This window comes from Enterobacter sp. C4G1 (assembly GCF_052886895.1).
Genome location: NZ_JBQVVV010000001.1, coordinates 2765533 through 2788829, shown reverse-complemented (window position 1 = coordinate 2788829; position 23297 = coordinate 2765533). Strand labels below are relative to the sequence as shown.

The window sequence follows — 23297 nt, the reverse complement described above, 5'->3', positions numbered from 1 at the left end:
AACCATGAACACCACACCACCCGACTGGAGCGCATACCTTGCGCAGATGGAATCCGTGCTGGGCGTTGAACTGGATGACGCCCGTCGGGCGGAGCTTCAGTTGCAGTTCAGCCGCATAGCCAGCATGGCCGCACCGCTGATGGCGTTACCGCTCGATGACCGCCAGGAGATTGCAGGAGTATACAAAGCATGACGCTACACGAGATGAGTATCAGCGCTATCCAGAAGGCGCTTGGCAACGGCGAGCTGAGCGCCGGTGAAATCGCCCGTCAGACGCTGGATGCCATTACCCGCATCAACCCACAGCTCAACGCGTGGACGACGATCACCGCCGAACGAATGCTGGCAGAAGCCGAGAATATCGACACCCTGCGTCGGGAAAAGCGCCCCCTGCCGCCGCTGGCGGGCATTCCCTACGCGGTCAAAAACCTGTTTGATGTCGCCGGGCACACCACCCTCGCCGGGGCTGAACTGTTCAGCCAGCGCCCTGCTGCTGCCGCCGACAGCTTTGCGGTACGCCAGCTGCGCAGTGCGGGCGGGCTGCTTTCCGGGATGGTCAACATGGATGCTTACGCCTACGGGTTTACCACCGAAAACAGCCACTACGGCGCAACGCATAACCCGCACGATCTGAAGCGCATTGCGGGAGGATCGTCCGGGGGATCGGCTGCGGCCGTCGCCGCCGGGCTGGTCCATTTTTCGCTCGGCACTGACACCAACGGCTCGATTCGCGTACCGGCCTCCCTGTGCGGGATATATGGCCTGAAACCGACCTTTGGCCGCCTGTCACGTTCCGGCAGCCATCCGTTCGTTGCAAGCCTGGATCATATCGGGCCGTTTGCCCGCCGCGTGAGCGACCTGGCATCGGTATACGATGCGCTGCAAGGCCGCGACACCAGCGACAGTTTTCAGGCCGACAGCTCACGAGAGCAAACCCGCCCGCTGCTGGATCGCGGTCTGGAAGGCCTGCGCTGTGCGGTGCTGGGCGGCTATTTCAGCACATGGTGTGACGCCGACGCCCGGGCTGCCGTTGCACGGGTGGCGAAAGCGCTCGAGGCGCACGATGAACTGCTGTTCCCCGACGCAGAGCTTGCCCGCTCAGCGGCGTTTATCATCAGCGCGTCCGAAGGGGGAAATCAGTACCTGCCTGCGCTGCGAAGCGAGCCCGCACGATTTGAGCCTCACTCCCGCGAGCGGCTACTGGCAGGGGCGATGATCCCATCCGCCTGGTACATTCAGGCCCAGCGTTTTCGCGCCCACACCCGGCAGGCGTTTAAAACGTTATTCTCCTACGCCGATGTGCTGATTGCTCCGGCGACACCTCGTAGCGCCACGCTGATTGGTGAGCAGACCATGGAGATTAACGGCCAGCCACTGCCGGTGCGCGCCAGTATGGGAATGCTGACTCAGCCGATTTCGTTTTTGGGTTTACCCGTCACCACGGTGCCCCTGCGCACGGCAGACGGTGCCCCTATTGGCCTGCAACTGATTGCCGCACCGTTTAATGAACAGGCCTGCCTGCGCGTGGCCCGGGTACTGGAAGCAAGCGGGATAACCGATGCCCGCCCTGCGGAGATAGCACAATGATGAATCATGATGACGTAAACCTCCCGTGGGTGGTTGCTGAGGTCACGGCCGCGTTTTACCGCTACGAAGATGCACTGGTGAGCAACAACATTGCAGTGCTGGATGAACTGTTCTGGCACGACAAAAACACGGTGCGGCTGGGCGCAGGTGAAAACCTGTACGGGATTGATGAAATCCGCGCCTTTCGTGCGGCGCGCCCTTCCGCCGGGTTGCAGAGAACCCTGCGTCATACGGTCATCACCACCTTCGGGGCCGATTATGCGGTATGCAGCACCGAATTTACCCGCGAGGGGACGGAGAAAATTGGCCGCCAGCAGCAAACGTGGGTGCGTTTCCCGTATGGATGGCGGATTGTGGCGGCGCAGGTGAGTTTGATGGTGTGATGAAAAGATGCTTACAGTTACATCCCCAGGCTACCCTTGAGATATTAACTCCCAGTTGTTGTTGCATAAGTCCCTCCGCTCGTGACGAGGGGATCCATACTCTTTTGCGGCTCAGGGCGGGAAATCGCCCTGAGCGATTTTTGCGACGCAGGTTATAAGCCGTTATGGTAATTCACCTGCTTTAACAAGCCGATGGCATGGTCGAGTTGCTTGTAGAGTATGTGTCTCAAATCTTCTAACTCGTCATTTTCTCGAATTAGAGGTATTCCATTTTTATGAAGAACAATATCGTTAAATGATCCCATTCCACCGTAAAGTTTCTTCAATGAGTAAATGGATGACTCATAATCAACATCGAGTTCGAAGCCCAGTTTTTCAAAAGTTTTTGCCCAAGAGTCCTCATCATTTGAGGACAGTATGGTGATAATATCAATTACCGTTTTCTTTATTTCATTTTTCATTTCAAACCACCACGTCCAAGTATCTTAATGCCAGGTATTTTCCACGGTGTAGGTACTATAACTTGCTCAGTTCCACCGGAATAAAGGTCTGTTTGATAACCTACCTTTCCAACATATACTTTTGTTCCTGCGGGTATTTGAATCTCGTGATAGCTATCAAGAGGAGATTCACTTCCATTGGGCCATTTAGGTAGCAGTGCCTTATCTACCCTGGTTTGAAGTACTCCTTGAGGTTGTTCATATCCGAAAAATTGACCTAATGGTCGGCCCTCAACACCACTTCTATAAAAACTTGTATCTGTTGATAGAGAGATCTCCTTGTATGTACCACTGGAAAACGTTTCTGCTAGCTCTTTAGGTAATGGTCCGAGCTTTATCATCGAGTATTCACCCTCGACTTTTCCCAGAACGTGGAGATCGTTAATCTCACCAGCAGTCCCTAATCGACCAAGACCAAGACCCGCAACAACAGAAGCGCCAGCAATGATTAGCCCTTTGTTGTCCATAACCTGATCGTAACCTGCTGGAGCATCGCCGCCTAGCTGCTGTGCGGTCTCATGAAATCCCTCTATGTTACCGTTGTAGATGCCACCTGCAGCAAGAAGCCTTCCCGCTGCTTTGTTGTTGATGGTTTTCGCTGCCTGCGCGTGCTGTAATGGGGCGTCGGAATAGTGCTGTTTAACGGTCGGAGCGGGCTTTCTACCCTGGTGTTCGTTCAGAACATACTCGTAAATCCGGCGTACTTCCTGCGGGAAACTCTCGCCGTAGGTGTCCATAAAACAGTCATAAACCAGATTACTGTCGTCATCGAAGGAGAACGGATTGCAATACTTATCCCACTTTTCCCCCGTGTTCACGCCGACCATCCAGCCGTGATCGAGATTCCATTTCACTTCATCATAGAGTCCGTCATATTCGGAACGCTGCTTGCGTTTATAGGGCTGCGTCGCGTGGCGATGGTGAACGCCTTGTCGTCGATTCGGGACGCTGTTACGGCATAGGGGGTTACGCTGGTAGTCGTATTCCAGGTAATCCAGTTCGTAAAATATGCTCGCCATCTCGAGTGCTTCACGTGGCGTGAGGATGAACTGAATATCATTCGGCGCCAGTGTTCGCTGGGCTTCCCATCTCATGTAGAGCGTGAACATCCGGTTCCTTCCTTGCCCATTTAAAGTACAGGGATTTTCCGGTTGAACTGACGAAAAATCAATCATTCAGGCAAAAAAAGCCTAATGTCCCTGTGGTGGATACACCAGAAAATGGCTAGCGGAGCGACCAACATCAGGCCGTTCTTTTAGGTTCCAGATTTACCCAGGTGGGCACAGAAAGCATTGGCCGCCAGCAGCAAACGTGGGTGCGTTTCCCGTACGGCTGGCGGATTGTGGCGGCGCAGGTGAGTTTGATGGTGTAAAGTGGAGAGTCGTAGGCCGGGTAAGGCGCAGCCGCCACCCGGCACAATACGACACCGCTATCTCTGAAACGGATGCACTTCCCGCCAGTGGTCGGCAATTTGCTGGCGGGTGCAGACCCATACCTTGTCGTGCTGCTGGATATAATCGAGAAACCGTTGCAGCGCGCGAAAACGCCCCGGACGTCCCAGCAGGCGGCAGTGCATCCCGATGGACATCATCTTCGGCGCACTTTCCCCCTCTTCATACAGCACATCAAAACTGTCTTTCAGGTAGGTATAAAATTGCTCGGCGGTATTAAATCCTTGTGCGGTCGCAAAGCGCATGTCGTTGGTATCCAGCGTATAAGGCACAATCAGGTGCGGTTTGCGGGTACCGTCGCTGCACGCCACTTCGGTCCAGAAGGGTAAATCGTCGCCGTAGTAGTCGCTGTCGTAGTCAAAACCGCCGTGTTCCGCCACCAGTTGACGAGTGTTGGGGCTGTCGCGCCCGGTATACCAGCCCGTCGGCGGTTTGCCGAACAGATCGGTCATCACATGCACCGCCTTTTGCAGATGCTCACGCTCCTGGTCGATATCCATATTCTGATAGTGGATCCAGCGCCAGCCGTGGCTGACCACATCGTAATTTGCCGCTTTAATGGCGTCGACAATATCGGGATGACGCGCCAGCGCCATCGCCACGCCAAAGACCGTCAGCGGCAGGCCGCGCTGGCTGAAAGCGTTGTGGATCCGCCAGAACCCGGCGCGACTGCCGTATTCGTAGAGAGAGTCCATCGACATATGTTTGTCCGGGTAGCTGGCCGCGCCGATGATGTCTGACAGGAACTGTTCCGATCCGGCGTCACCGTGTAGTACGTGGTTTTCGGCCCCTTCTTCGTAATTAAGCACAAACTGCACGGCAATACGCGCCTGCTGCGGCCACTGCGCGTGCGGCGGGTTGCCTGCGTAGCCACGCAGATCCCGCGGGTAATCCTGTTCAAAAAGCGCCATTGTGGCCCCCTCATAATTAAAATAGATTCAGTGCCTGAAATTTACCGCTTAACGCTTTGTTTTCCGGGAACGCCAGGTCGCCGTGCTTGCTGGTGGATAGCCCAAGTGCCACCAGCGATTCGACCATTTTCACCGCCGCGCTAACGCCGTCGATCACCGGGACATGCAGCTCGCGCGTCAGCTCCTGCGCAAGCGTTGCCATACCGCCACACCCCAGCACAATGGCGCCGCAACCGTCCTCTTTCAGTGCCTGGATACAGCGTGCGCGTACCTTTTCCTGCGCCAGACCACTGCCGTCTTCCAGCGCCAGCACCGGGAGATCGATCGCGTGCAGGGCCGCGCAGTGATCATGAAAGCCATACTGGTGCAGCAGGTGCCGGGCGATGACAAGCGTACGCGGCAGCGTGGTGACGATGGAAAAGCGTGTCGCCACCAGCGTCGCCATATGCATTGCGGCTTCTGCGATACCAATCACCGGCCCCTGCGCCAGCTCGCGCGCCGCCAGCAAACCCGGATCGCCAAAGCAGGCGATAACGTGGCCATCCACGCCCTGCTGCCTGCCTTTCTTGATGTGTTCGAGCACCCCTACGGCCGCAATGGCTTCATCAAAATGGCCTTCAATCGAGGGCACACCTTCATCCGGGCAGACCGCGAGGATCTCCGTGCCCGGCGCTGCCACCGCGCGCGCTGCCGCGCCGATGGTTTCCGTCATTCCACGGCTGGTATTGGGATTGATCACTTGTATACAGACAGACGACATTACGACTCCTTGTGGCCGGCAAACAGCCGGGCAAAATCAGGAAGGCACTCGCCCGCCCGTTCAAAACAGAGGCTGGCGACGATATGTTCAAAATGGTGCATTAAGGCATCGCTGAGTGGCCGGAGCGCTTTCTGGCGCAGCAGATCCACAAGCTGTTCGTGATCGTTGCAGCGGCAACCCTGACGCCACGGCGCGCCCCACGCGGCAATCACCAGCGATGAACGCTGGCTAAGGCTTGTCACCATCTCCGTCAGCACCTGGTTGCCGGAAATGGCCTGAAGCTGGATATGGAAATTGGCAGAGTGGCGGATTGCCGCCGGGCCGTCGTACGCCTCGTGCGCCTGCTGCTCCTGAGCAATGATGGCTTCTAGTGCAGCAAGATGTGGCGACTGGCAGTGGGCCAGCACGTCCGGCAGGTTGGCGACCTCCAGCAGGGCGCGCGTGCGAAAGATGTGCTGTGCCTCTTCTACCGTCGGGCTGGCGACATGTGCACCACGTTTGGGCGTTAACGTGACCATTTGCACAGCGGCGAGTCGTTGCAGCACCTTGCGGATGCCCGTGCGGCTCACGCCGAAGACTTCGGCCAGCGCCTCTTCCGGCAATTTACTCCCCGGCAGCAACTGATGTTCGACAATCGCGGTCATCAGCGCCTGAAAGATGGATTCGTCTTTGTCTTGCAGGTCTGGCGCGGCGTGCAGACTGTTTACGTTGTTCATTACCCACTCCATTTTTTACTTTTCGCTATCGGATCGTATACATAAAAATAAAATATTGCATACAAGATTTATTATTTTGGCCTGGATCCTGCAACACCGTTTGCACTCCCACTTAACGGGTTTTCATTCACAGGAGCAGGTTTCATGCCAAATACACAAAACGCGCAGCAAGGTTCGGCCGCTGATTCCGGTGCGGTTTACAGCCCACGGCTTTGCAATGAGGATCTGGCACCAACGCGTGACCAGAACTGGAGCTGGTACAACATCTTTTCTTTCTGGATGTCCGACGTGCATAGCATGGGGGGTTATGTGGTTGCCGCGAGCTTCTTTACGCTCGGGCTGGCCAGCTGGCAGGTGTTGCTTTGCCTGCTGATAGGGATTTGTATTGTGCAGCTGTGCGCCAACCTGGTGGCAAAACCGAGCCAGATGGCGGGCGTGCCTTATGCGGTGATCAGCCGTCAGGCATTTGGTGTTTTTGGCGCGAATATTCCGGCGGTGATCCGCGGGCTTATCGCCTTTGCGTGGTACGGTATTCAGACCTACCTGGCCGCCAACGCCCTGATGCTGGTGGCGCTGAAGTTCTGGCCGTCACTGTCGGCGCTCACTACCGGTGCGTTCCTTGGCCTGTCGCATCTGGGCTGGATCTGCTTTTCCATTATGTGGGTATTGCAGGCGATGGTCTTCTGGCACGGTATGAGCGCCATTAAGCGTTTTATCGATATTGCCGGCCCGGCGGTCTATGTGGTGATGCTGGCGCTTGCGGGCTGGATTGTATACAAGACGGGTTTTGACGGGATCTCCTTTACCCTCGCCAGCAAATCCCTGAGCGCAGGCGAGCAAACCTGGCAGATGATCACTGCTACGGCACTGGTGGTGTCCTATTTCTCCGGACCGTTGCTCAACTTTGGTGACTTCTCGCGCTACGGCAAAAGCATGGGCGAAATTCGCCGTGGAAACCGCTGGGGCTTGCCGTTTAACTTCCTGCTGTTTTCCATCGTCACCGTGGTGATTGTCTCCGGCACGCAGTCGCTGTTTGGCCGCATGATAACCGACCCGATTGAAACCGTTAGCCGCGTGGGCAACGATCTGGCCGTGGCGATTGGCCTGCTGACCATGATCACCGCCACCATCGGGATCAACATTGTGGCGAACTTTGTCTCCCCGGCGTTCGACTTTTCTAACTGCTCGCCGCAGAAAATCAGCTTCCGCACCGGGGGGATGATTGCCGCTGTCGGCTCGATCCTGTTAACCCCGTGGAACCTGTTCAACTCTCCGGAGCTTATCCACTACACCCTGGACGTGCTCGGCGCCTTTATCGGCCCGCTGTTCGGCATCCTGATTGCCGACTTCTACCTGATTAAGCGCGGGAAAATCTCTGTAGATGACCTGTTCGACGACACGCCAAAAGGGAAATACTGGTATCGCAACGGCTTTAACCCGAAAGCCATCGGCGCACTGCTCCCGTCCGTTGCCGTAGGCCTGGTGATTAGCTTTATCCCGGCCCTGCATGAAGTGGCGAACTTTAGCTGGTTTATCGGCGTCTTCCTGGGCGGTGTGACTTACCGCTGGCTGGCGCGGGAAGACCGCGAAGCGGCTGCCGCCCCGCAATTCAACTCCCGCGTGGCGACGCAAAAAGAGTAATCCTTTCACCTGGCCGCAGACCTTCTGCGGCCTTTCTCAAGCTGGCATCCTTTTTGCTCATTCTCCTGACCCCGCTACGCAAACAATAAGGCAGGAACCATGATGGATTACCAGACAGCGATCCGCGGTGCATTTTTCGATATTGCCCAGGTCTGCGACAGCGCAGATGCTATCCCCCGCCACGCCCGCTACCTTGACGATGGGCTGCTGTTTATTCACAACGGCAAAATTCTGGCGCAGATGAGCTGGCAGGAGGGCGAGCAATACCTTGACCCTCACAAAGGTTACACCGACCTGCGCGGCAAGCTACTGCTGCCCGGTTTTATCGATACCCACGTCCATTATCCCCAGACAGAGATGATTGGCGCCTTTGGCGAGCAACTGCTGGAGTGGCTGACCACCTACACCTTCCCGGTGGAGAGCCAGTTTGCCGATGAGACCTACGCGAAAGAGATCGCGGAGTTTTTCATTAATCAGCTGGTCAGCCACGGCACAACCACGGCGCTGGTATTTTGCACACTGCACCCCGAATCTGTCGATGCGCTGTTTACCGAAGCATTACGCCTCAACATGCGGCTGATTGCCGGGAAAGTAATGATGGACAGGCACACGCCGGATTACCTGACTGAAACCGCCAAACAGAGCTACCGGCAAACGCGGGAGCTTATCCAGCGCTGGCACCACCGCGGGCGCTTAGGCTATGCCATTACGCCGCGTTTTGCCCCGACCTCTTCCCCGGAACTGCTGGCAGCAGTGAGCCTGCTCAGAGAGGAGTTTCCCGACACCTGGATGCAGACCCATCTGAGCGAAAACCCCAACGAAGTGGCGTGGGTGAGCGATCTGTGGCCTGAGCATGAGCGGTATCTGGATGTGTATCACCACTACGGCCTGACCGGCGAGCGCAGCGTGTTTGCTCACGGCATTCACCTGCACCACAGCGAGTGGCAGTGCCTGCACGACACCGGTTCTGCCGTGGCGTTTTGTCCAACCTCCAACCTGTTTCTTGGCAGCGGGCTGTTTCGTTTACCCGCCTGCTGGCAGCATAAGGTGCGAATGGGTATAGGCACCGACGTCGGGGCCGGTACCACCTTCAGCATGTTGCGTACGCTGGGTGAGGCCTACAAAGTGGGCCAGTTGCAGAGCTACCGCCTGCAAGCCTGCGAAGCGTTTTATCATGCCACCCTGGGTGGCGCACACGCCCTGCGGCTGGACGATAAGATTGGCAATTTTGCCCCAGGCAAAGAGGCCGACTTTATCGTTATCGACCCGGCCGTTACGCCGCTGCAGCGCCTGCGTAACGGGCGCTGCAAGGATATTTACGAGCAGCTGTTTGTGCTGATGACGCTCGGCGACGAGCGTAATATCAGTGAAACCTGGGTCAACGGTGAACAGGTGTGGTCAACTGCCGCGGTAGGTTGACCACCCGCCTGGGGCAATCACAAACGGCAGATGATAGTGCTCGTCTGCCGCCTCTTTAGTGACAAAATCAATCTGCGCACAGGGGTAAATCGTTTCGCGCCCGGTCTGGATAAACCATGCACCAATGTCGGCCACCAGCCGGTAACGGCCTGCCGGCAGGTGCGCCACGAATTCCGTAATGCGCCCGGCGCTGTTGGTCGTCCCGGTGGCAATCACCAGCCCGTCTCGTTCCAGACGAACGGTTACGCCCTGGGCGGGTTTTCCTGTCGAAATATCCAGAATATGGGTGCTTAGGGTGCTCATTCGCCAATCACTCCTTCCAGCCGTAATAAGGTAATTTCCCGCAGTTGTTCCAGTGCGGCCTGCACTTCCTGCGCGTCGGTGTTTTTCAGCCGCCGTTCCAGCGCCTGTAAAATGTCTTCTCCGCTGCGGCCTTTCGCGCGAATAAGAAACACGCGCCCGAAGCGCGCCTCGTAGTGAGCGTTGCCTTCCCGCAATGCCCGGGCGAGCGCCGCGTCGCTTTCGTTAACGGCCCCCTGCTCCTGACGCGAAAGCGCCGCCTCGGCCTGCGTGCCCGCGGGTTTCTCACCGATACGCGGGTGCGCGCTCAGGGCAAGCGTCAGGGCATCTTCATCCCAGCGCTGTGCCAGCGAGCTGGCGGCGTCAAACAGTGCATCCCGGCCAGGATAAGGACGCCCGCGCACCAGTGCCTCGGCCCAGGTGGGGATCGCCACGCAGGGCAGTAAGCGCGCCAGCGCGTCTTCGTATCGCTGTTGATTAAAGTCATGCAGTGCTGTCATGGTCGCTCCGTTGAAATCATCCTTCAGCCCTATTGCACAAAACATTGCACAAAACACGCCACTCTTATGCCGGGCGTGAAACAGTCGATTCCACATAGCAAAACTGGAAATTATTGATTCATAAACAGGCACTCTCACCGTAATAACGCACCTTAGCAGTGCATAACGACCCATCACAACGCCCTTTTCTTCACTCTGCATCCTGGTACGCAAATTGCTCACTCTCATTACCCCCTGCAAAAGGAGAGAAGCATGAAAGCGATTGTCATTGGAGCGGGAATTGGTGGTCTGAGCGCGGCCGTGGCGTTAAAGAAAGCCGGGATCGACTGTACCGTCTTTGAGGCCGTGAAAGAGATCAAACCCGTTGGCGCGGCCATCTCCATCTGGCCCAACGGGGTGAAATGTATGCAGCATCTTGGCATGGGCGACATGATGGAAACCTACGGCGGGCCAATGCGTTTTATGGCGTATAAGGATCACCTGCGCGGCGATACCCTGACCCGCTTTAGCCTTGCTCCGCTGGTGGCGCGCACCGGCGATCGTCCCTGCCCTGTCTCGCGAGCCGAATTGCAGCGCGAAATGCTCAATTTCTGGGGGCGAGACGCAGTGCAGTTCGGCAAGCGCGTTGAACGCGTCCGTGAAGATGACGCGGGCGTGACCGTCACCTTTACCGATGGCACCACGGCAACCGGTGATTTTCTGATTGCCGCTGACGGTAGCCACTCGGCGGTGCGCCCGTACGTGCTGGGTTATACCCCAGAACGCCGCTACGCCGGATACGTCAACTGGAATGGTCTGGTGAAGATTGACGAGGACATTGCCCCTGCCCACCAGTGGACCACGTTTGTCGGAGAAGGTAAGCGCGTCTCGCTGATGCCGGTTTCCGGCGGGCGCTTCTACTTCTTTTTCGATGTCCCGCTCCCGGCCGGTCTGGCGGAAGATCGTCTTACCCTTAAAGCCGATCTCAGCGGCTATTTCCTCGACTGGGCACCGCCGGTGCAGAAGCTTATCGCCGCGCTGGATCCTGAGACGACCAACCGCATCGAAATCCACGATATTGAGCCGTTCGACAGCCTGGTACGCGGCAAAGTGGCGCTGCTGGGTGATGCGGGACACAGCACCACGCCGGATATCGGCCAGGGCGGTTGTGCCGCCCTGGAGGATGCCGTGGTGCTGGGCGACTGCGTGCGCGACAACCACAACATTACGCTGGCACTGCGCCAGTACGAAGCGCTGCGCTGCGACCGGGTTCGCGACCTGGTGCTGAAAGCCCGCAAACGTTGCGACATCACACACGGTAAAGATATGGCGCTGACCCGGGCCTGGTATCAGGAGCTCAGCGAAGAGACCGGCGAGCGCATTATTAACGGTCTGTGCGACACCATTCAGGGTGGCCCATTAGGCTGAACACAGGAGGGACAACCATGATAAAACACCCAACACCACCTGCCCATTGCACGTTTGAGCCAGAGGACTGGCTGCGCCTGGCAAAATGCTGGCACCCGGTTGCCCGGGCGTGCGACATCGGCCCGGCACCGGTAAAAGCCACCCTACTGGATGAACAGCTGGTTATCTACCGGATTAACGATCAGGTGGTGGTCGCCCGGGACGTTTGTCCCCATCGCGGCGTGCCGCTGACGCTGGGCTTTCACGATGAACACGGGATTATTTGCCCCTATCATGGCTTACGCTTTGGGGAAGATGGCCGCTGTAACCGTATTCCCTCCAGCCCCGACCAGCCCGTACCGGCGAAACTAAATCTGATTAACTACGCCGTGGAAGAGCGCTTTGGCCTGATCTGGACCTGTCTGGCGTTTGACCCGGAAAACCCGGTGCCGCTGCCCACCATGCCGCACTGGGATGACGACGGTTTTCAGCAGATCAACTGCCCGGCGTTTGAGGTGAACGGTTTTGCTGGTCGCCAGGTCGAGGGGTTTCTCGATGTCGCCCATTTCGCGTGGATCCACACATCCACCTTTGCCGACCCGGATAACCAGCAGGTGCCCGCCTATCAGCCGCAGGAGACCGCCTTTGGCTTTGTCGCCGATTACTGGAGCTCGGTGAGTAACTACCCCGCCAGTTCGGATGTACAGGCACCAGAAGGTTTCGAATGGCTGCGTCATTTTGAAATGCATCTGCCGTTTACCGCCACGCTAACCATCCATTTTCCGGGCGATTCCCGGCTGGTTATCATGAATGCTGCATCGCCCGTGTCAGCACGCGTAACGCGGATGTTCGCCCCTATTGCGCGCAACGTTGACCTGCATATTCCGGTGGAGGATGTTCATGCCTTTAACCTGCGTATCTTTGAGGAAGATCGCCTGATGGTGGAAACCCAGCGCCCGGAAAGCCTGCCGCTGGATTTGACCCTGGAAGCCCATATACCTGCGGACAGAAGCTCTATTGCCTACCGTCGTGGGTTGAAAAAGATGGGATTTGGCGAATTTTTCCTGGTATGACGGAGGGGCAAGATGAGCGAGATGCTGAGCGTTATTGTTGACGGGCTGTGGCGCCAGGGCGACAAGAGCCTGGCCGTCAGGCTGGTGGCAGAGAACGGCGAAACCCTGCCTGGCTGGCAGCCCGGGGCGCACATTGACGTGCATCTGCCCTGCGGGATTATTCGCCAGTACTCCCTGACCGGGGCGTGTGGGGACGAAAGCTATCTTATCTGCGTCGGGCGAGAAACGGCGTCACGCGGCGGTTCGCGCTATATCCACGAGACGCTGCGCCCGGGGCAGAAGCTGTCTATCTCCTCCCCGCGCAATCTGTTTCCGCTTAATCAGGCGGAACGGGTTGTGTTGCTGGCGGCAGGGATTGGCATTACGCCGCTGTACGCAATGGCCCTTCAGCTTGAGGCCTCTGGTACGCCATTTACCCTGCACTATTACGTTAAAAAACGTGAAAACGCGGCGTTTGTCCGCGAAGTGTCGGGTGGATGGCGTAACGGCGAGTGTATCATTCACGCCTCCTGCGAGGGAGAAAGCCCACGCGCACGGCTTAGCCAGGATCTGCCAGCAGCGCATGACGGGTTACATGTATACACCTGCGGCCCGGTCGAATTTATGACCAAAGTCCGTGACGTAGCGGCCGGGAAAGGCTGGGCCGAAACGCATATCCACAGTGAGGCATTCCAGCCCGTCGTTCCCGCCGCTAACGCAGACACAGGCGATGTGTTTACCGTCACCCTGGCATCAACCGGAGAACGCTGGCCCGTGCCTGCGGATAAAACGATTGCTCAGGTACTGCTGGAAAATGGCGTGGCGGTCCCGCTGTCCTGCGAGATGGGGATTTGCGGTGCATGTCTGACGCCGGTTATCGACGGCGTGGTGGATCATCGGGATACCGTGCAATCGGCAGAAGAAAAAGGCGCCCGTGACCAGCAGGTGGCGCTGTGCTGCTCGCGGAGCCATTCGGGGGAGCTGGTGATTGGGTTGTGAAGTGCTGGCGGGAGCATAGGTTGATATAAATGGCCTGCTCCTGGCCAGTTACGGCTGGCCAGGATGTCATATCGTCGTGGTAGTTAGATATGACTTGTCACAAAAAGCCATTTAAATAAACTTTCAGCTTTTCTATAAATAATATTTGATAACGAGACTGATCCATATGTGATAAATAAAGACAAAATCGCCCTATCCAGTAGATTTGAAATTTTATGAAGGCTGGAAAGGCAGAAGCGACCACAACATATCACACTAGTTACCAATATCGCGCAATGACAGCGCTTTCTTAGCAACAAAAAATACACCAATAAAACATAGAACGGATATGATACCGTCCATGATATTTTTCCCTTCAGAAAGGACATTCAATGATGAATTCTTTATTAGTATTGCTGAGATAACAATTGACAACAATAATGAAATGTAATTTTTATTCTTTGGAATTATCATTACCGGACTCCGATTGAAATGATTTAAACAGCGGCCAATGACACTCGCCAACCATACACAAAATCCCTCTTTTATCATTTCGTGCGAGATGACTATTGCACGCACCAAAAGTGTGTGAGAAGTGAATACTTGTAAAAATATGTAACTCTATAATTTTTCACAACATATTTGGCTTAAGGTGCAGAGAGCTCAATTCAATTGTTTTTACAACTACTTTGACCTGCCCCCCGTTGATTAATACACCCCGATGTTAGTAATGTCTTCATTGTGACCCTGACCCCGAATAAGAAAAGTATTGGAAGATGCAACTGAACAGAAGCGGACATTGATGCAGTCCAGCGAGGCACAGCAGTAGCGACGCACGCCCACGTTGCAGGGCTGAAAGAATTTCAATTTCCTAACGTGAACAGTATGCCGGGCAAGACGTCAGCCGCCGCCCGGCAAACAGACGAGACAAAAATCCTCTTATCTAATCCAGATTGTCAGCAGAATAATGATGGCCGCAATAATCGCCACCTGAATAAAGACTTTATCCAGCGATCCTCTACGCATCGCGCCCCCTTTCAGAACGGGATTTGCCAGATTGCCAGCAGCAGCACCAGCAAACCCATCAGGAAAAAGATCAGCGCAATGATGGTGTCCGGAGAACGATTCATCTCTGCGACTCCTTATCATCAGAACCACTGACCGAAACGTTTGATATAGAAACTCTTCATACCCTGCGCCACCAGACAATAGCTGAGCAGCGTCGCGACCAGCCATGGGAAGTAGCTCAGCGGCAGCGGCTCCAGTCCCACCATCGCTCCCAGCGGCGAGAATGGAATGTAGATCCCGATCGCCATAATCACCGCGGTGGTGAGCAGCACCGGCAACGTCGCCCGGCTCTGGATAAACGGAATTTTCTGCGTTCTCAGCATATGCACCACCAGCGTTTGCGACAGCAGCCCTTCAATAAACCACCCGGACTGGAACAGCGCCTGGGCCTCAACGTTATTTGCCGCAAACACGTACCACATCAGCGCGAAGGTGGTGATATCAAAAATGGACGACGTTGGGCCAATCCACAGCATAAAACGGCCGATATTCTTCGCATCCCACTTGCGCGGCTTACGCAGAAACTCTTTGTCCATTTTGTCCCACGGCAGCGAGAGCTGGGAGAGATCGTACATCAGGTTCTGGATTAGCAGATGAATCGCCAGCATCGGCAGGAACGGAATAAACGCGCTGGCCACCAGTACTGAGAAGACATTGCCGAAGTTAGAGCTGGCGGTCATATTCAGGTACTTAATGATATTGCCGAAGGTCTCACGTCCTTTGATCACCCCTTCTTCCAGCACCATCAGATCCTTTTCCAGCAGGATGATATCCGATGCCTCTTTAGCGATATCCGCCGCGCTGTCGACCGAAATGCCTACGTCAGCATCGCGCAGGGCCGGCGCATCGTTGATGCCGTCGCCGAGAAAGCCGACGGTGTGGCCGTTTTTCTGCAGCGTTTTCAGGATGCGCGACTTCTGCAGCGGCGTTAGCTTCGCAAATACCGAGCGCGTTTCCACTTCGCGCTCCAGTTCGCGATCCGTCATCGCTTCAATCTGGCCGCCGGTCAGGATGCCATGGGTATCGATGCCTACTTCCAGACAAATACGCGCCGTAACCACCGGATTATCGCCGGTCAGCACTTTCACCGCCACGCCATTATCGCGCAGCGCGGTAATGGCTTTTCCCGCGCTCTCTTTCGGCGGATCGAGGAAAGTCAGCATCCCTTCAACCGTCAGCCCCTGCTCATCGGCGTTGCACAGCGGCGTGGTCAGAGCGGAGTCATCCAGCTTGCGGGTTGCGACCAGCAGCACGCGGAAGCCCTGGGCGTTATAGTCCTTCGTTTTGGCTAACAGCAGATCGCGTCGGGTTTCATCCAGCGGCACAACGTTATCGCCTTCACGAAGATGCGTGGCGACCATCAGCATCTCTTCGACAGCGCCTTTGCAGATCAGGCTTTTGTCACCGTGGCGAACATCGTCCACCGAAACCGATACCCGACGGCGTACAAAATCAAACGGCAGTTCATCAAGTTTGACAAAACGCTCTTTGGTCGCTGGCGCAATCCTGCCCTCGCCAAAGCGCAGCACCGCCCGGTCCATCAGGTTGCGCGCCCCGCTCTGGCTGCTGCTGTTCAGCCAGGCCAGCGTCAGCACCCGGTCGCTCTCATGACCGCTAACATCCAGGTGATGCTCAAGGATGATATTATCCTGAGTCAGCGTGCCAGTTTTATCGGTACACAGCACGTCCATAGCGCCAAAGTTCTGAATGGCGTTCAGCCGTTTGACAATCACTTTGCGCCGCGACATGGCGATAGCGCCTTTCGCCAGGTTGGAGCTGACGATCATCGGCAGCATTTCCGGCGTCAGGCCAACCGCTACCGCCAGGGCAAACAGCGAGGCCTCAACCCAGTCACCTTTGCTGAAGCCGTTAATCAGCAGCACAATCGGTACCATCACCAGCATAAAGCGGATCAGCAGCCAGCTGACGCTGTTTACCCCGCGGTCGAACGCCGTCTGGGTACGCGTGCCGACGATAGATTTCGCCAGCGAACCAAACCAGGTACGGTTTCCAGTGGCCACTACCACCGCCTGCGCCCTGCCGCTGGTCACGTTAGTGCCCATCAGACAGATATTGCCCATCTCCAGCAGGCTTTTATCTTTGTTCGGCTCAGGAAGCCTGTCACACCCTTTGCCGGAAACGCTGGCCAGAACATCATACTTCTCAACCGGTAGCGACTCGCCGCTGAGTATCGACTGACTGACAAACAGGTCCAGGGACTCCAGCAAACGGACGTCCGCCGGAACCAGATCCCCCGCCGCCAGGAAGATGATGTCACCGGGCACCAGCTCCTCAATGGCAATCTCCTCCTGCACCGGCCCCATATTCCCGGGACCGCGACGCAGCACCGTCGCCGTGGTGCGGACCATGGATTTCAGCGCCTGTGCCGCTTTGTTGGTACGAAACTCCTGCCAGAAACGCAATAACCCGCTCAGGCTAACCATCGTGACGATAATAATGATCCCGGTCAGATCGGTCTCTTCACCGTTACGCAGCGGTAGCCAGTAATCGGTCACGAAACTGACGGCGGCCAGCGCCATCAGGACATAGATAAACGGGTTATTGAATGCCTGCAAAAGCTGGATCAACGCCGGCGGTGCCTGCTCATGCGCCACTTCATTGCGGCCATATTCATCCAGTCGTTCCAGGGCATCTTCGGTGGTGAGCCCGTGGCGACTGCTGTTTAACCGCGCCAGCGTATGATCCGGGCTGTTAAATGCCTCGGTTTCAATGGCAAAGCTTTTTTTATGCTGCTTATCATTTTCTGACGCAGACCGGTTTATTTTCCGGTTTTCTATTTTCATGTCAGTCATGATTAATCCTCAAATTTAAGACGTCGTTATCCCTGCATAAATGACTTATGCATAATTAATTTTTACGTTATTAAACGCTTATTACTTTAATTTCCTGGGAATATCCATTATTCCCTCCTTAGATAAATGAATGTCAAAGTAGAATAGCCGTGAGATTAACTCCCCTCGACACACCAGCGGACTGACGTAATGTTTTCGTTCCCGCCAATTCTCGACATAATAAGATCTCGCGCTTTGCGGCAGTCGGTATTACCCACCAGTTCGATGCGGATTTCTTTATGCCCTTGTTCTTTTGCTGCTGTCGACATCAGTCCCTGAAGGCTGAGCGTCATCTCTTTACTGATATTAAGCAATAGCTGACGAATCGCGTTTTCATATTCGCTTTGACAGACAATATTCAGAACGTAGCATTTCTCTTCTTCTGTCGCGCCGGGGATCTGATTAATTCTCTGCGCCGCTTCGCGCAGTAGAATATTGGCGCAGAGGATTATCAGTGTTGCCGCCGCCGCTTGCCAGAACTGGCCCAGTCCGCACAGCACGCCAATCGCCGCAGAGCACCACAAGGTTGCGGCGGTATTCAGGCCGCGCACGTTCATACCTTCACGCATGATGACGCCGGCGCCGAGAAAACCAATGCCAGAAACTACCTGCGCGGCAATACGTCCCGGGCTGTCCGGCGATGTAGAAATGGAGCTCAGAATAAAAACTGCCGCGCCGGTGGCGACCAACGCGTTGGTGCGTAGGCCGGCCATACGCTGACGCCACTGTCTTTCAGCGCCAATCAGCGCGCCCAATAGCATCGCAGCGAGTAAATTTGCGATATAAGGAAACATCAACATAGCTTCCTCCATTTATGCTGGAAGAATTAACTATGTGCTTTATTAAAGCACACGACCAATTGTCGCCGGAAAGGCGATTAACGTCGCGTTGATGGTGGAGGGAATAATGTATTTTTAAACATGAACATGACGATTATCCTCGCAGCCATGCTGCGTTATTCTTTATGGGATGCAATCGTCTGGATGAGGAGATTGCTGCCCGCCGGTTGGCAAGCAGCGCAGAAAAAATAGCGTCAGCTTGCCTTGATGTTTAAGTAAGGGTGACTGTCCAACATATTTCTCCTGCGTGAATTTGTGCTCATTATAGTCATTCAATTATTCGAGTAAAGTTAAAATCTCGCTTTGGTGACGATTTGTTTAGAATAACCTTAATCCGCAAGTCCCGCCGCGAACGGGGTTAATTCCCTAATCAAAGACGCCATTAATTATCGACGTCACGATCTCCGCATTCAGCACGATCAGCACCAAATCCTGGCCCAACGCGCGCCATTTATAGCCGGGACAGAACTAAGCAGCCTGAATGGTCAAATTGAAAATCCAGCCGCTTTCCAGTTGTAGTACGAGGCCTGAGAGATCCCGGTCTACCGCTTTGCGACAAGGCGCGGACCACGTCAGCTTACGGGTTAAACAACAAAAACGAAAAAACCCTGCGATATTGCTATCGCAGGGTTTTCAAATTTGGCGGAAGCGTAGAGATTCGAACTCTAGAACCCTTTCGGGTCGCCGGTTTTCAAGACCGGTGCCTTCAACCGCTCGGCCACGCTTCCAAAGTGAGGCGCACTATAAACATCTCTGCGCGCTATGTAAAGCGGGAATTGAAGATTTTGAAAGTGTTCCTGTTTTTCCTGTCCCGGACATTTTTGCACATATGTGCAAAAAATTAGCAAAACTGTAACATTGCCTCGATATATTCCCGACTGTCTTTCATAGTCAGGGGTAAACGCGTGTCTTACCAATCCGATATCAACCCACGCCACAGCACGTGGCGCAAGGTCCGCCATACGCTGTCAATTGTCAGCCATGAGCCCGCCAATCTTCTGGGTGCGCTGCTGCTGATGCTGTTCAGCTGGATAATCCTCGCACCGGTGATGTCGGTGTTGCTGAATGCCGTTCTGGTACAGAGCGGTGATGAAGGCCGCACCGGGGCATCAGAAGGAACATTTACCGCCTGGTATCTGCTGCGTACGTTAACATCACGCATGTCAGAGCTGCTGCTCTGGACGCCACTTCTCAATACCCTGGCGGTCGCGCTGAGCACTGTCGCCATAGCGTTAATCGTCGGTGTCGCGCTGGCGTGGCTGATTAATCGTACCGATATCGCTGGCCGAAAATGGTTTGCCACCCTGCTTATCGTGCCGTTTATGCTGCCTTCGTGGACCTTTGCGCTGGCGTGGAGCACCATTTTCAAAAACCACGCCATCGGCGGCCAGCCGGGCTGGCTGGAGGCCATGGGGATCCAGACCCCGAACTGGATGGCCTACGGCTATTTTCCGATAGTCACCATTATGGTGCTGCACTACGCGCCGCTGGTGATTCTGATTGTCGGGAACGCCCTGAAGCGCATGGACAGCCAGATGGAAGAGTGCGCCAGGGTACTTGGTGCCTCTCGCGGGGTTATCGCCTTTAAAATTATTATCCCGCTGGTACGCCCGGCGCTGCTTTCAAGCGCGCTGCTGATTTTCGCGGACTGCATCGGCGAATTCGCCCTGCCCTACATTCTTGGCCTGCCGGTGCATTTCGATACCCTCTCCACCGGGCTGTACCGGGCGATAAGTACGCGCCAGTCAGGCGTGGCGGCGGTGATTGCAACAGTCATTATGCTGATGGGGATGCTGACCCTGATGCTGGACATGAAAATGCTGCGCGAAGCAAAACGCTTTGTGACGCTTGGCGGTAAAGGCGTGATGGAACGCCGCCGCACTCTGGGCCGCTGGCGCACCGCCGCTGCCGCGCTGCCGCTGCTGTTCGTGCTGCTGGGTGTGGCAATCCCCCTGCTGACTCTGTTCCTGTCGACGGTGATGATCCTGCCGGGCCGCTTTACTGCCGAAAACTTTACCTTCGATTACTGGATTGGCCACAACCTCGATACCGTAGCCCTGCACAACGGCATTCTGCTGACGCCGGAGTTCTGGCACACGGTGTGGAACACGCTGGTGATTGTCGGCTCGGCCTCCATCGCCTGTGGCGTGCTGGGCCTGCTGGTGGGTTACGCGGTGATGCGCTGTCACTTCCGCTGGGTTGCCGCCTTCCTGCGCCAGCTGACCTTCCTGCCATATCTGGTGCCCGGCATTGCCTTTGCCACCGCCTTTCTTTCGCTGTTTGCCGTGGCCCGTGGGCCGGTTCCGGCGCTGTACGGTACGCCGTTTATCCTGATCCTGGCGCTGATTGCCGAAAAAATGCCCTACGCCAGCCGCTCGGGGATCGCGGCGATGACTCAGCTCGGGAAAGAGGCCGAAGAGGCGGCTCGGATCGCCGGGGCTGGCTGGTTCGCCCGTATCCGCCGCATCGTTATCCCGATTCAGGCGGCGCCACTGGCCACCGGGATCCTGCTGCCGTTTATCTCAGGAATTAAAGGAGTCAGCCTGTTTGTGATCCTTGCCACTCCGGCAACGGATGTGATGACCACCTGGTCCCTGCGACTGATTGACTACAACTACCAGCAAGCGGCCAACGCCGTGGTGCTGATGATTGCGCTGATTTCATGGGCTGGCACGGTGATTATTCAGAAAATCACCGGCACCGGTCTGGCTGATGGCCTGGAGAAATAAGATGCCTGATATCCAATTAACGAACCTCACCAAAACCTACCCCGGCTGTGATACCCCGGCGGTAAACAGTATCAACCTGACGGTGAAAGACGGTGAGTTTATGTGCCTGCTGGGGCCGTCCGGCTGCGGGAAAACCACGATCCTGCGGATGATTGCCGGCATTGAGCACGCCAGCGGTGGCGAGATCCGTATCGGCGACAAGGTGGTCGATTCCGTGGTCCGGGGCACGTACGTTCCCCCGGAAAAACGCGGGATTGGCCTGGTGTTCCAGAGCTACGCGCTGTGGCCGCACATGACCGTGGAGCAGAACGTGGATTTTGGCCTGCGTTTACAAAAAGTGCCGACCAAAGAGCGCATCGCCCGCTGCCAGGATGTGATGGAAAAACTGCGCATCGCTGATTACGCCAAACGCTTTCCGGCCCAGCTTTCCGGTGGCCAGCAGCAGCGCGTGGCCCTGGCGCGAATGCTGGCAGTGAATCCCGGCGTACTGCTGCTGGATGAACCGCTTTCTAACCTCGATGCCACGCTGCGTCTGGAAATGCGCGCCGAACTGCGCCGCCTGCATGAAACCTTTGGCACCACGATTGTTTTCGTCAGCCACGATCAGTGGGAAGCCATGACCTTAGCCACCACCATTGCCGTGATGAGCGCCGGATATATGCAGCAGGTGGGCACGCCGGATGAGATTTACGCGACCCCGGCCAATCGCTTTGTGGCGGAATTTATTGGCACGCCGCGCCTGAACATGATCACGCTGCATCAGCCTTTGAGCCGCCTTGCACAACATCTGCAACAACGCTTCATCCTGCACGACCAGACCCGGCTCTGCGGCATCCGTCCGGAGGAGATCGTGCTGAGCGATGAGTCGAGTCTCAATGCCATTCCGATGACCATCGATAACATTATGCCCACCGGAGGAAGCTGGGTGATTGAACTGGTTGCCGGAGAAGACAGGCTGTTCCACTCCACACAGTTAAGGCCGCGCTGGCAGGCGCGCCAGCAGGTGCATTGTCAGCTTCCGACATCCTCCCTGCACTTTTTCAACAGCAACGGACTGCGTCACGACGTTACCGCGAATTAACTCCCATTGACTCTTAAGGAATCACAATGAAGCGCAATTTGTCCGCCGTACTTATCGCCAGTGCCCTGCTGAGCAGCACCGCCGCGCAGGCTGAGACGTTCGACCTGCAAAAATTGATTGCGGCTGCAAAGCAGGAGCAGCCGATCACCGTTTACGCCTCTACCGGGAAAATCGTGCAGCAGGCGAAAGCGTTCAGCGAACAGTACGGCTTGCAGGCGGTGGGCGTGAAGGCCGATGCACCGCAGATTATTGAAATCATGAGCCGTGAAGCTCAGGCCAAAAATGTGCGTGCCGATGTGGCGATTGTTGAGGATGCCCCTGCCGGGGTGACGCAGCTGCTGGATAAAGGTTATGTGCAGAGCTGGGTCCCGGACGATCTGAAAGGCAATATTGCCGCCCGCTATCAGACCCCGTTAACCGTCGTGCTGGCGCCGAACGTGTTTGCCTACAATACCGATCATCACACCACCTGCCCGGTGACGAATCTCTGGCAACTGACCGAGCCAAAATGGCGTGGCCGCGTCGCGATGCAGGATCCCACCAGCAAACCGGCCTATACCGACTGGTTCAGCCAGATGGAAACACACTACGACCAGCAGGTGCGGGATGCCTATCAGCAGGAATTTGGCAAACCGTTGCAAACCGACGAGAAATCCGCCACCGCAGCCTTTGTGAAGGCGCTGGCGGGCAACGGCGTGCTGCTCACCCATTCCGATAATGATGCCGCGTCTGCCATCGGCGCGCCGGACAGCAAAACTGACTTTGTGGGTCTGGTGTCTACCGCAAAATTCCGTGACAACAAACAGGGCATGAAGCTGGGCCTGTGCAGCGGCCTGAAGCCGTTTATTGGCTGGAATTACCCGAGCCTGGGCGTGGTGGCTACGGGGAGCAAAAGCCCTAACACCGCGAAGCTGTTTATTCACTATCTGCTGAGCGCCGAAGGTATCGCACCGCAGGGTGTGGACGGCAAAATGTCCACCAACCAGACGGTGAAACTGCCCGCCGATGAAGCCTCCGGCATTGAATCGCACCGCAGCGAGCTGATGGAATACCTGACAGCCACCGTACAGGGCGACTGGGCAAGCCGCCAGGACTGGCAGGATATCTGGAGCCTGAACTACAAAAAGTAGTCTTCAGCGAACAT

General features: G+C 56.0%; 22 protein-coding genes, 1 tRNA gene and 1 pseudogene. 12 read left to right on the top strand and 12 right to left on the bottom strand.

Annotated features, from left to right (window positions below):
• Positions 1–4 precede the first annotated feature (4 nt).
• Genes hpxX through hpxZ form a run of 3 tightly spaced genes read left to right on the top strand, consistent with a single transcriptional unit; the run spans position 5 to position 1970 of the window.
• On the top strand, positions 5–193 hold the full coding sequence (gene hpxX, locus ACT9TW_RS13360) for an oxalurate catabolism protein HpxX (RefSeq protein WP_182060371.1): 189 nt from the start codon (positions 5–7) through the stop codon (positions 191–193).
• Positions 190–1587, top strand: coding sequence for an AtzE family amidohydrolase (locus ACT9TW_RS13355; protein ID WP_446492630.1), 1398 nt, complete (start codon positions 190–192; stop codon positions 1585–1587). The genes hpxX and ACT9TW_RS13355 overlap by 4 nt, the downstream gene beginning before the upstream one ends.
• Positions 1584–1970, top strand: coding sequence for an oxalurate catabolism protein HpxZ (hpxZ, locus tag ACT9TW_RS13350; protein ID WP_446492629.1), 387 nt, complete (start codon positions 1584–1586; stop codon positions 1968–1970). Before ACT9TW_RS13355 ends, hpxZ begins: the two co-directional genes overlap by 4 nt.
• 152 nt (positions 1971–2122) lie before the next feature.
• Here hpxZ and ACT9TW_RS13345 read toward each other — a convergent pair whose 3' ends face one another.
• Complete coding sequence (locus ACT9TW_RS13345) at positions 2123–2431, bottom strand: DUF6966 domain-containing protein (protein ID WP_315688269.1); 309 nt, start codon at positions 2429–2431, stop codon at positions 2123–2125.
• Entirely contained in the window at positions 2428–3579 is a 1152-nt protein-coding gene (locus ACT9TW_RS13340; protein WP_446492628.1) for a hypothetical protein, read from the bottom strand. The genes ACT9TW_RS13345 and ACT9TW_RS13340 overlap by 4 nt, the downstream gene beginning before the upstream one ends.
• A 158-nt stretch (positions 3580–3737) precedes the next feature.
• Here ACT9TW_RS13340 and ACT9TW_RS13335 point away from each other — a divergent pair.
• Positions 3738–3842, top strand: a pseudogene (locus ACT9TW_RS13335) (AtzH-like domain-containing protein); the annotation flags it as partial.
• 57 nt (positions 3843–3899) lie between these two features.
• On the opposite strand, the gene puuE reads toward ACT9TW_RS13335, so the two are convergent.
• From puuE to ACT9TW_RS13320, 3 genes are read right to left on the bottom strand one after another with little or no spacing between them, the layout of a single operon-like run.
• A complete protein-coding gene (gene puuE / locus ACT9TW_RS13330) occupies positions 3900–4832 on the bottom strand; it encodes an allantoinase PuuE (protein WP_446492627.1) in 933 nt (310 codons plus the stop codon).
• A 16-nt stretch (positions 4833–4848) separates the two neighbouring features.
• Positions 4849–5592 carry an allantoin racemase gene (gene hpxA, locus ACT9TW_RS13325; protein ID WP_446492626.1) on the bottom strand — a complete coding sequence of 248 codons (744 nt, stop codon included), beginning with the start codon at positions 5590–5592 and terminating at the stop codon, positions 4849–4851.
• A complete protein-coding gene (locus tag ACT9TW_RS13320; protein WP_182060366.1) occupies positions 5592–6308 on the bottom strand; it encodes a GntR family transcriptional regulator in 717 nt (238 codons plus the stop codon). The genes hpxA and ACT9TW_RS13320 overlap by 1 nt, the downstream gene beginning before the upstream one ends.
• Before the next feature lie 144 nt (positions 6309–6452).
• Here ACT9TW_RS13320 and ACT9TW_RS13315 point away from each other — a divergent pair, with 144 nt between their 5' ends.
• Both ACT9TW_RS13315 and guaD read left to right on the top strand, forming a co-directional pair.
• Positions 6453–7949 (top strand): NCS1 family nucleobase:cation symporter-1, encoded by a 1497-nt coding sequence (locus tag ACT9TW_RS13315; protein ID WP_182060365.1) that lies wholly within the window; start codon positions 6453–6455, stop codon positions 7947–7949.
• 102 nt (positions 7950–8051) lie between these two features.
• Positions 8052–9368 (top strand): guanine deaminase, encoded by a 1317-nt coding sequence (guaD, locus tag ACT9TW_RS13310; protein ID WP_446492712.1) that lies wholly within the window; start codon positions 8052–8054, stop codon positions 9366–9368.
• Here guaD and uraH read toward each other — a convergent pair.
• Together uraH and uraD are read right to left on the bottom strand one after the other, a co-directional pair.
• Positions 9348–9671 carry a hydroxyisourate hydrolase gene (uraH, locus tag ACT9TW_RS13305; RefSeq protein ID WP_217187058.1) on the bottom strand — a complete coding sequence of 108 codons (324 nt, stop codon included), beginning with the start codon at positions 9669–9671 and terminating at the stop codon, positions 9348–9350. The genes guaD and uraH overlap by 21 nt on opposite strands.
• Positions 9668–10168 (bottom strand): 2-oxo-4-hydroxy-4-carboxy-5-ureidoimidazoline decarboxylase, encoded by a 501-nt coding sequence (uraD, locus tag ACT9TW_RS13300; RefSeq protein ID WP_446492625.1) that lies wholly within the window; start codon positions 10166–10168, stop codon positions 9668–9670. The genes uraH and uraD overlap by 4 nt, the downstream gene beginning before the upstream one ends.
• Positions 10169–10420: 252 nt before the next feature.
• Between uraD and hpxO the strand changes: the two genes are divergently transcribed.
• The 3 genes from hpxO to ACT9TW_RS13285 are packed head-to-tail and all read left to right on the top strand — an operon-like array spanning position 10421 to position 13605.
• On the top strand, positions 10421–11575 hold the full coding sequence (hpxO, locus tag ACT9TW_RS13295) for an FAD-dependent urate hydroxylase HpxO (protein ID WP_446492624.1): 1155 nt from the start codon (positions 10421–10423) through the stop codon (positions 11573–11575).
• A gap of 17 nt (positions 11576–11592) precedes the next feature.
• Positions 11593–12627 carry a molybdenum cofactor-independent xanthine hydroxylase subunit HpxD gene (gene hpxD / locus ACT9TW_RS13290; RefSeq protein ID WP_182060360.1) on the top strand — a complete coding sequence of 345 codons (1035 nt, stop codon included), beginning with the start codon at positions 11593–11595 and terminating at the stop codon, positions 12625–12627.
• Positions 12628–12639: 12 nt separating this feature from the next.
• Positions 12640–13605 carry a PDR/VanB family oxidoreductase gene (locus ACT9TW_RS13285; protein ID WP_182060359.1) on the top strand — a complete coding sequence of 322 codons (966 nt, stop codon included), beginning with the start codon at positions 12640–12642 and terminating at the stop codon, positions 13603–13605.
• A gap of 918 nt (positions 13606–14523) precedes the next feature.
• Here the strand turns inward: ACT9TW_RS13285 and mgtU are convergent.
• The 5 genes from mgtU to ACT9TW_RS13260 form a co-directional block, all read right to left on the bottom strand.
• The gene (gene mgtU, locus ACT9TW_RS13280) at positions 14524–14610 is read right to left on the bottom strand and encodes a magnesium transporter protection protein MgtU (RefSeq protein WP_251009858.1); all 87 of its coding nucleotides are present in this window, start codon (positions 14608–14610) and stop codon (positions 14524–14526) included.
• Between the two features lie 11 nt (positions 14611–14621).
• Positions 14622–14714 carry a protein MgtR gene (gene mgtR, locus ACT9TW_RS13275; protein ID WP_182060358.1) on the bottom strand — a complete coding sequence of 31 codons (93 nt, stop codon included), beginning with the start codon at positions 14712–14714 and terminating at the stop codon, positions 14622–14624.
• An 18-nt stretch (positions 14715–14732) separates the two neighbouring features.
• Entirely contained in the window at positions 14733–17465 is a 2733-nt protein-coding gene (gene mgtA, locus ACT9TW_RS13270) for a magnesium-translocating P-type ATPase (RefSeq protein ID WP_446492623.1), read from the bottom strand.
• A 155-nt stretch (positions 17466–17620) separates the two neighbouring features.
• Positions 17621–18316, bottom strand: a complete 696-nt coding sequence (locus ACT9TW_RS13265; RefSeq protein ID WP_446492622.1) for an MgtC family protein — start codon at positions 18314–18316, stop codon at positions 17621–17623.
• Between the two features lie 667 nt (positions 18317–18983).
• A tRNA-Ser gene (locus ACT9TW_RS13260) sits at positions 18984–19071 on the bottom strand.
• Between the two features lie 177 nt (positions 19072–19248).
• On the opposite strand from ACT9TW_RS13260, the gene ACT9TW_RS13255 reads away from it, so the two are divergent.
• The 3 genes from ACT9TW_RS13255 to ACT9TW_RS13245 are packed head-to-tail and all read left to right on the top strand — an operon-like array spanning position 19249 to position 23283.
• Positions 19249–21072 (top strand): ABC transporter permease, encoded by a 1824-nt coding sequence (locus ACT9TW_RS13255; RefSeq protein ID WP_446492621.1) that lies wholly within the window; start codon positions 19249–19251, stop codon positions 21070–21072.
• A 1-nt stretch (position 21073) separates the two neighbouring features.
• Entirely contained in the window at positions 21074–22153 is a 1080-nt protein-coding gene (locus tag ACT9TW_RS13250; protein WP_446492620.1) for an ABC transporter ATP-binding protein, read from the top strand.
• Positions 22154–22179: 26 nt separating this feature from the next.
• Positions 22180–23283, top strand: a complete 1104-nt coding sequence (locus ACT9TW_RS13245) for an ABC transporter substrate-binding protein (RefSeq protein WP_446492619.1) — start codon at positions 22180–22182, stop codon at positions 23281–23283.
• The last annotated feature ends 14 nt before the right edge of the window (positions 23284–23297 follow it).